The sequence below is a fragment of the Nocardia sp. CC201C genome (assembly GCF_030010695.1).
Lineage (GTDB): Bacteria > Actinomycetota > Actinomycetes > Mycobacteriales > Mycobacteriaceae > Nocardia > Nocardia otitidiscaviarum.
Genome location: NZ_JASCXP010000330.1, coordinates 1 through 8,406 on the forward strand (window position 1 = coordinate 1; position 8,406 = coordinate 8,406).

At 70.5% G+C, this 8,406-nt stretch carries 8 protein-coding genes and 1 other RNA gene; 2 read left to right on the forward strand and 7 right to left on the reverse strand.

The window, feature by feature from the left end; genetic code table 11:
* Positions 1-99: 99 nt before the first annotated feature.
* Both QK444_RS27105 and rnpB read right to left on the reverse strand, forming a co-directional pair.
* Entirely contained in the window at positions 100-432 is a 333-nt protein-coding gene (locus QK444_RS27105) for a hypothetical protein (protein WP_029932592.1), read from the reverse strand.
* Between the two features lie 478 nt (positions 433-910).
* An RNA gene (gene rnpB / locus QK444_RS27110) (RNase P RNA component class A) lies at positions 911-1,323 on the reverse strand.
* 29 nt (positions 1,324-1,352) lie between these two features.
* Here rnpB and QK444_RS27115 point away from each other — a divergent pair.
* Positions 1,353-2,240, forward strand: coding sequence for an alpha/beta hydrolase (locus QK444_RS27115; RefSeq protein ID WP_282784980.1), 888 nt, complete (start codon positions 1,353-1,355; stop codon positions 2,238-2,240).
* Positions 2,241-2,261: 21 nt separating this feature from the next.
* Here the strand turns inward: QK444_RS27115 and QK444_RS27120 are convergent, their stop codons facing one another.
* From QK444_RS27120 to QK444_RS27130, 3 genes are all read right to left on the reverse strand, one after another.
* The gene (locus QK444_RS27120; RefSeq protein WP_282784982.1) at positions 2,262-3,221 is read right to left on the reverse strand and encodes a YihY/virulence factor BrkB family protein; all 960 of its coding nucleotides are present in this window, start codon (positions 3,219-3,221) and stop codon (positions 2,262-2,264) included.
* Between the two features lie 68 nt (positions 3,222-3,289).
* Positions 3,290-4,612, reverse strand: coding sequence for a bifunctional RNase H/acid phosphatase (locus QK444_RS27125; protein WP_282784984.1), 1,323 nt, complete (start codon positions 4,610-4,612; stop codon positions 3,290-3,292).
* A 28-nt stretch (positions 4,613-4,640) separates the two neighbouring features.
* Positions 4,641-5,378 carry a C4-type zinc ribbon domain-containing protein gene (locus QK444_RS27130; protein ID WP_029932596.1) on the reverse strand — a complete coding sequence of 246 codons (738 nt, stop codon included), beginning with the start codon at positions 5,376-5,378 and terminating at the stop codon, positions 4,641-4,643.
* Positions 5,379-5,631: 253 nt separating this feature from the next.
* Between QK444_RS27130 and QK444_RS27135 the strand changes: the two genes are divergently transcribed.
* On the forward strand, positions 5,632-6,072 hold the full coding sequence (locus tag QK444_RS27135; protein ID WP_282784994.1) for an OsmC family protein: 441 nt from the start codon (positions 5,632-5,634) through the stop codon (positions 6,070-6,072).
* Positions 6,073-6,351: 279 nt separating this feature from the next.
* Here QK444_RS27135 and QK444_RS27140 read toward each other — a convergent pair whose 3' ends face one another.
* Entirely contained in the window at positions 6,352-7,482 is a 1,131-nt protein-coding gene (locus QK444_RS27140; RefSeq protein WP_282784995.1) for a Nif3-like dinuclear metal center hexameric protein, read from the reverse strand.
* Between the two features lie 55 nt (positions 7,483-7,537).
* On the reverse strand, positions 7,538-8,406 hold an 869-nt coding region (cobC, locus tag QK444_RS27145; RefSeq protein WP_282784996.1), incomplete at its 5' end, for an Rv2231c family pyridoxal phosphate-dependent protein CobC.

Genomic DNA, 8,406 nt, shown 5'->3' on the forward strand with positions numbered 1-8,406 from the left:
GGGGATACGCCTAGGCCAACCCGAATTCGGTTCGGACGGCGCCGAAGTCGACCGGCGCCGAAACGATCCGCTGATGTAGTTCCACCGGGGGGACTGGCCCTACTGCAGAGCCAGCATGGTGCCGTTCAACTGGTCGAACGGCCCGAAGACGGTGAACACGACCCGCCCCTCCGGATACTGCGACGACAGCTTCGCCGCGGAATCCAGCGCCTGCCCGAAGGACGCGGCGGACGGATGCGGCAGACCGGCGAGGGTCTGCCCGAAGTGGGTGTCGGCCACCCAGCGCGTATCGGCGGGAGTGAGATCCACCTGCACCCCACCCGGCAGCGGGGTCACGGCGACCGCCGAGGCGGACCCGGAACCCATCACGGCCAGCACGGCAGCGGTACCGGCGAGCAGCCCACCGGTGACCAGCTTGCGAGCAATTCGCATATAGACGAAACCTGCTTTCCGACGTTCGTTGATGCCCTTCGCCCCGTTGCTATCACCCGCAACGGAACCTTCCAACGCGCAACACTGTATGAGATCAGTCACGCTCCCGGCTAGTTCCGGGCAGAACGACCGGTCGACACGCCGTGCCGCGCCGCCTCCGCCTCGCTCCACCCGAGCTGTAGGGTTGCCGTCGCATCCGCCGCGTACCGCGGGTGGACGCGTTCTTCCGACACCGAGCGATCCGAGGAGTTCCTTACCGCATGTCGATGATCCTCTTCGACCACCTGCTGCCCCTACTCGGCCCGGAGCAGGCCAGCTACTGGGCTCAGTTGCTCGTCGTACAACCGAACTGACCGAACAGCGGCGCACAGCGGCGGTGACCCCCGGCGGGGTCGCCGCCGCTGTCGCATCGAGCGCCGAAACGGAAAATCCCACACGGGGATAGCGATAGCCGTCGACTATGCCCACGGCGGGTGGGCGGACGAGTCGGTCTGTAAGCCGGATCCTGTCCCCGGTTCGCACCGGGAGGCGGCCATCCATCTGGACACACCGTTGCCGGGTGCCTCGAGCAGTCCACCCGCAGGCTCGGGCGAGCAGCCCTCGAACGCCTGCGCAGCCGCACTCTCGCCGAGAGTGCGGCCTTCGACCTTGCTCCGGGCGGGGTTTACCGAGCCGCGCCGGTCACCCGGCGCGCTGGTGCGCTCTTACCGCACCGTTTCACCCTTACCCACACATGGCGTGTGGGCGGTTTGTTTTCTGTGGCACTGTCCCGCGGGTCGCCCCGGGTTGCCGTTAGCAACCGCCCTGCTCTGTGGAGTCCGGACTTTCCTCGGCGACGGGCGGCGGCACAGCCGTGCCCGTTCCCATCGCCGCGGCCGCCCGACCGACTCGTCCGCGCAACCAGGGTACGGTAATGGCTCATGGAGCGTGTCGAGGTGGGGTTCGAATCGGAGGGTCACCGCTGTGCGGGGTGGCTGTATCTACCGGACGGACCGCCCAAACCGCGCCCGCTGGTCATCATGGGGCACGGGCTGGGGGCGGATCGGGAAATGGGCCTGGACCGCTATGCCCGGCGGTTCGCGGCGGCTGGAATGGGTGTGCTGGCCTTCGACTATCGACATTTCGGCGGTTCGGAGGGTGAGCCGCGGCAGGTGATCAATATCGCCCGCCAGCGGGCGGACTGGCGGGCCGCCATCGCCTACGGGCGCACCCTGCGCGGCTTCGACGCCACCCGGATCGCGCTGTGGGGCAGTTCCTTCGGCGGCGGACATGTGCTCGCGGTGGCGCCGGAGGACGACTACCTCGCCGGTGTGGTGGCGCAGTGCCCGTTCACCAGCGGCTGGTCCTCGGCCATGGCGAAGGGGCCGATCAGCCTCGCCAAAACCGGCACGCTGGCGCTCACCGACCTGGTCGTCGGACCGCTGCGCCGTAAACCCGTCGGGGTGCGGCTGGCCGGACGCCGACGCACCGCGGCGCTGATGAGCGCCGCCGACGTCCCCGAGGGGTTCGGCCGTCTCGCCGAGGAGAGCACCGCCTACCGCCCGAAAGTCGCTGCCCGCGTCGGGCTCTCGGTACTGTTCGACAAACCGGTCAAGCGCGTCAAGGACATCAAGGTCCCGGTGCTCTACGCGGTCTGCGAGCACGACAGCGTCGCCCCGCCCGGCCCCACTCTGGAGGCCGCCGCCCGCACCAAACACGCGGTCGTCAAGCAGTATCCGATCGGACATTTCGACATCTACTTCGACGATTGGTTCGAGAAGGCGGTCTACGATCAGACCGAATTCCTGACCGCGGTGCTGCGTCCGTAGCGCGGGTCCGGTTCCGTCGGATCAGCTCGACACCGTGGGGGATTCGGGTTCGTCACGGTGCGGCAGGAACGGCTCCACCTCCGGCGGCAGTCCCTGCGCGATACTGCGCGCCCGGGTCAGCTCGGCGTTGAACTCCGCGCCGAGCAGTACCGCGGCATTGGACAGCCACAGCCACATCAGGAACACCACCACGCCCGCGAGCGAGCCGTAGGTCTTGTTGTAGGAGCCGAAATTGGCTACGTAGACGGTGAATCCGGCCGAGGCGACCACCCACAGCAGTACGGCGAGCACGCTGCCCGGACTCAGCCACCGGAATCCCGGCTGCACGGCATTGGGCGCGGCCCAATACAGCAGGGCGAACACCAGACTCATCAGCAGCGCCAGCACCGGCCATTTGGCGATATCCCAGACGATCACCGCCTGCTCGGCCAGTCCCAGCCAGCCGCCCACCCGGTCGGCCACCGCGCCGGTCACCACCACACCGGTGATCACCACGGCCAGCAGCACCAGCATCAGCGCCGTCAGCCCGACCCGCACCGGCAGTTGCTTCCACAGCGGACGCCCTTCGCGCATCTCCAGAATCGCGTTGGACGCTCGCATGAACGCCCCGATGTACGCCGACGCGGTCCACAGCGCCACCAGCACACCGATAATGGCGAGCTGCCCGGCGAACGGCCGTGAGCCACGCAGCTCCTCGATGGCGTCCACCAGCAGTTCGGTGCCGCTGCCCGGCCCGATCTGGCGCACCGTGTCGATCAGCGACTGGGTGGGCTCGGGACCCAGCAGCGCCAGCCCGGAGGTGAGCACCAGCAGCCCGGGAAAGATCGACAGCACGCTGTAGAACGTCAGTGCCGCGGCGAGATCCAGCACACTGTCTTCCTGGAATTCGCGCACCGTCCGACGCAGCACACCCCGCCATGCTCGCCGACTCAGTTTCGTCGGTCCCACCGGCGCGCCCACGCCCACCGCCGCCTCGGCCATACGTCCACCTCCAGACGCCGCCGAAGTACCCCGCGTCGTACCCGGCAAACGCCCGCGCCGGGTGGGCCCTACAGGTAGGAGGTGTCGTTGACCAGACGGACCGAGGAGCCGCCGTCGGCGTAGAACTCGGCGATGGAGAGCGAGGCCAGGTCCAGATGCAGGCGGTAGAGCAGCGACGGCCCGACCCCCAGCGCCAGTTGGAGCAGGGTCTTGATGGGCGTCACATGGCTGACCACGAGCACATTCTCACCGGGATGCAGCGCCACCAGGTCGCGGCGCACCGTCTCGACGCGTTCGCGCACCTGGTCGAAACTCTCACCGCCCGGCGCGGGCAGCGACGGATCGCCCAGCCAGCGGGTGTGCAGTTCCGGATCGTGTTCACGCGCCTCGCCGAACGTCATCCCCTCCCACACGCCGAAATCGGTTTCGATGAGCCCGTCCAGCACCCGCACCGGCACACCCAGCGCGTGCCCGGCGGCCTCCGCGGTCTCCCGCGCCCGATCCAGCGGCGACGAGACGATCGCCCCGATACTGCCTTTGCCCGCAAGCATTTTCGCGGCACCCGCCGCCTGCTCCCGCCCCAGCGCCGTCAGCGGCGGATTCCCGCGCCCCGAATACCGCCGCTGCACCGACAGTTCCGTCTGCCCGTGCCGCAGCAGCAGCAACCGCGTCGGTCGCCCGACCGCCCCGGTCCACCCGGGCGCGGTGTGCGCGGCGCCGCTCGACGAGACGTCACCGGGCGCCGCCGGGACGCCTGACGGTCCCGAGGTGTCGCCGGGCGACACCTCGGATGTGCGACCGCGCGTGTCGGATGTGCTACCGCGCGTGTCGGATGTGCTACCGCGCGTCACGATCTCACCGCTGGTTTCGCGCCTGGCACCCCGGTCGGGTGTGCTCTCTTCGCGATGCGAATCCGGGGCGGTCGTGCCCGCCGGGTGCACCGGATCGGCGGCGCTGTCGGCCAGCGCCGTGCGCACCTCCCCCACCAGATCTCCGTCGTCCATGGCCTGATTGGCAAGGCGGTCGGCGTGCGAGTTCGCCGCGCGGGGAATCCAGTCGAAGCGCACCCCGTCGAAGCCCGCGACCAGCTGCCGCGCGCGGTCGGCCAGCGGAATCATGGCCGCGTGCTTGACCTTCCAGCGGCCCGACATCTGCTCGACCACGAGTTTGGAGTCCATGCGGACCGCCACCTCGGTGGCCCCGAGTTCGGCGGCGGCCTCCAGACCGGCGATGAGGCCGCGGTATTCGGCCACGTTGTTGGTGGCCACACCCAGGTACTCCCAGCGCTCGGCGAGGACCCGCGCATGGTCGGCGTCCCAGACCACCGCGCCGTAACCGGCCGGTCCCGGGTTGCCGCGCGAGCCACCGTCGGCTTCGACGATCACCTTCACCGTTGTTCGCCCTCCCCGGCGCGGCCGCTCACAGTCCCGATTGCTTGGTGCGCACCAGGATCGCGCCGCATTCCGAGCAGCGGACCACCACCTCGGGGGCGGTCTTGGCGATGCGGGCGATCTCGCCGCGATCGAGTTCGATCCGGCAGGCGCCGCAGCGCCGGGCCTGGAGCAGGGCCGCGCCCACGCCGTAGCCGGCGCGCTGCTTGTCGTAGATCGCGGTCAGCTCGGCGGGGAAGCGACCGGCCAGGGCGGCGCGGTCGGACGCGCAGCGCTGCGCGGCGGCCTCCAGATCCCGCAATGCCTCGTCGCGCTTGCGCTGGGCCTCGGCGAGCAGCTGTTCGGCGTGGTCCAGATTGGCCCCCGCGTGATCGTGGTCGGCGGCCGCGGCCTCGCGACGCTCCATCACCTCGATGAGGTCGTCCTCGAGTACCGTGCGGCGGCGTTCCAGACTGGTCAGCTCGTGCTGGAGTTCCGAGAGCTGCTTGGCCCCGACCGATCCGGCGGTCAGCATGCCGCGGTCGCGCTCCTCGCGCTTGCGCACGGCGTCGATCTCGCCCTCGAGCTTGCGGATATCGCGATCCAGGTCGTCGATGAGGATCTCCACCTTGACCGCCGCGTCCTTGCGTGCCGTCCGCTCCGACTCGAGCTGCCGCACCTCCTGCTCCTCGGGCAGCACCTTGCGGCGGTGCTCGATCCGCGTCAGCTCGGCGTCGACTGCGGCGAGGTCGAGCAGCTTGGCTTGGATCGATGGTTCGACATTCAACGCGGAGGCTCTCCTGGACGCTGTGGACAGTTCAAGACCCCCACCGTACTCCGTCGACAGCGCCGATTTTCCCAACCCGCCCGCCAGCTGGGCCGATGGTCACCGCGCGGGCCGCGGCCGTGACCCGGCCCACGAATTCCGGTGGGCAGCGGCGCGGAGATCGGACACACTCTCGGTAAGAGTGGTCCGGCGCGGAGGAGGCAGCGAAGCGTCACCACGGAGTGCCCCCACTCGTACCAGAAAGGACAACAGCGTGAGCGAACATCGGTACGAGGTCGAGGTGGTGTGGTCCGGGGCGACGACGGACTACCGGTCCTACAGTCGCAATCACGAACTGCTGACCGCGGGGCGACCGCCTATCCTCGCCACCTCCGACCCCCAGTTCCGCGGCGACCCGGAACGCTGGAATCCGGAACAGCTGCTGGTGGCCTCCCTCTCCGACTGCCACATGCTCTGGTACCTGCACCTGTGCGCCACCGCCGGGGTGGTGGTCACCTCCTATCGGGACAGCGCGCTGGGCGTGATGGACGACGAACGCTTCCGCACGGTTACCCTGCGCCCGCACATCACGGTCACCGACGCGGCGATGATCGACAAGGCGCAGGGTCTGCACGCCGAAGCACACCGGCGGTGCTTCATCGCCAACTCGGTGAACTTCCCGGTGCTGCACGAAGCGACGATCGTGGCGGAATAGCGCTCACCGCAGCGGATGTCGTGCCGGGTGCGCGGCCGGGAGCCGCAGCCAGGGCGGCACGACGTCCGACACCGGGACGGCCGCCGACTGCGGGCGGCGGCGGTGCCCTCGGCGATGGTCGGGCCGTGACACGACAGCCCTACCCGGGAACGACCGTCCGGACGTGGGGACGACATTCAGGGAGTGGGCCGACAGCAGGCCCGCGGGTCGATGGCCCGGTCAAGGTGGCGGCGAGCCGACGTCGAACGGCGCGGCCACCGTCGCTCCGGCCACCTCCGGTCAGCAGTCGGCCGCGCCGATCGTCCACGGGTCGGTGCGCAGCGTCGAGACACGCGTCTCGACGCCCGGCAGCGCCGCCCGCACGACCCCCTCGGCCTGTGCGCACCAAGGGAATTCGGTGGCCCAGTGCGCGGCGTCGATGAGCGCGGGACCACCGGAGCGCAGGTGCTCGTCGGCGGGATGGTGGCGCAGATCCGAGGTGAGGTAGGCGTCCACGCCGAGGCGGGCCACGGTCGACAGGAAGGAGTCGCCCGCCCCGCCGCACACCGCCACCGTGCGGACGACGCGCTCGGGGTCTCCGGCGGCGCGCACCCCCCAGGTGGTGGCGGGCAGTGCGGCGCGGACGCGGGCGGTGAAGGCCCGCAGCGGTTGTGGCTGCGCCAGCTCGCCGACCCGTCCGATACCCAGTCCGGACGGCAGGGGTGCGCGCTCGGTCACGTGGTAGGCCGGTTCCTCGTAGGGGTGCGCCGACCGCAGGGCGCTCAGCACCGCCCGCCGGGCCGACGGCGGTGCCACCACCTCGATGCGGTCCTCGGGCACGATCTGGAGTTCCCCCACCGCCCCGATGGCCGGGGCGGCTCCGTCGAGCGGCCGGAACTGCCCGGTCCCGGTCACCGACCAGCTCGCCTCCCGGTAGTTCCCCACCGCCCCCGCACCGGCCGCGAACAGTGCCTCCCGCACCGCCTCGGTATGCGTGTGCGGCACCAGCACCTGCCACTCATCCTGCGCCCCAACCGGTTTGGGGTCGAGCGGTGCGGTGACGCGGAGCCCGATGGTGTGCGCCAGCGCGTCCGACACCCCCGGATCGGCGGAATCGGCATTGGTGTGCGCCGTGAACAGCGCGCAGCCCGAGCGGATCAACCGGTGCAGCAGAGCGCCTTTCGGCGTGCTCGCCGCCACCGTGTCCACGCCGCGCAACAGCAGCGGATGATGCACCACCAGAGCTTGCGCACCCCATTCGAGAGCCTCGTCCACCACCGCGGCGGTCGCGTCCACCGCGAACAGCACCCGGGTCACCGCCTCGCCCGGATCGCCGCAGACCAGCCCCACCGAATCCCAGGATTCGGCCAGCCGCGGCGGATACGCCGCGTCCAAGACCTCGATGACGTCCGCCAACCGCACCGCCGTCACGATCAACCTCCTCCAACGACCGAACGAATGTCGTTCACCGGATACCCGCGTCGGATCACAGACCGACGTCTTCGATGGCCGCGACCAGACGGTCCACCTCGGCCGCCGGACGAACCGCCACCCGCAGGCAACCGGCGTCCAGCCCCGGGAAGGTATCACCCCGACGCACGGCGATCCCCTTGTCCGCCAGCCGTTTCCGCAACAGCTCCGCATCGGGGACACGAATCAGCAGGAAGGGACCGGCGGCGGGTTCATGCACCGCGACGCCGAGCGCGCGCAGCCGGGGAATCATGGCGGCGCGGTCGGCGGCAATGGCCTCCGCCGTGCGTCGCGTCTCGGCCACGGCGGCCGGAGCGCTGGTCGCGGCAATGGCCTCCAGTTGCAGGGAGCCCAGCGGCCAGTGCGGGCGGCCGTGGTTCAGCCGAGCCAACATCTCCGGCGCGCCGAGGGCGTAGCCGCAGCGCAGCCCCGCCAGCGCCCAGGTCTTGGTGAGGCTGCGCAGCACCAGCACGTCGGGAAAGTCCTTGCCGGACAAGGTTTCCGGCTCACCCGGCACGGCATCGGCGAAGGCTTCGTCCACCACCACGATCCGCCCGGGGCGGCGCAGCGCCAGCAGCGCCTCGGCCGGATGCAGCACCGACGTGGGATTGGTCGGATTGCCCACCACCACGAGGTCGGCCTGCTCGGGCACCAGTCCGGCGTCGAGCGTGTACGGCGGCTCCAACACCACCCGCGTCACCGGCACGTCCGCTTCCCGCAGCGCCAATTCCGGTTCGGTGAACGACGGATGGATCACCGCCGCCAGCCGTGCCCCCAGCCGCGGCAGCATGGCGAACCCCTCCGCCGCCCCGGCCAGCAACAGCACCTCCTCGGCCCGCCGCCCGTGCCGCGCCGCGACCGCCGGTGGCCTCCTTCCGCGGCGGC

Coding starts and splice junctions, on each gene's coding strand:
- QK444_RS27105 (WP_029932592.1), bottom strand. CDS start 432: ATGCGAATTGCTCGCAAGCTGGTCACCGGTGGGCTGCTCGCCGGTACC.
- QK444_RS27115 (WP_282784980.1), top strand. CDS start 1,353: ATGGAGCGTGTCGAGGTGGGGTTCGAATCGGAGGGTCACCGCTGTGCG.
- QK444_RS27120 (WP_282784982.1), bottom strand. CDS start 3,221: ATGGCCGAGGCGGCGGTGGGCGTGGGCGCGCCGGTGGGACCGACGAAA.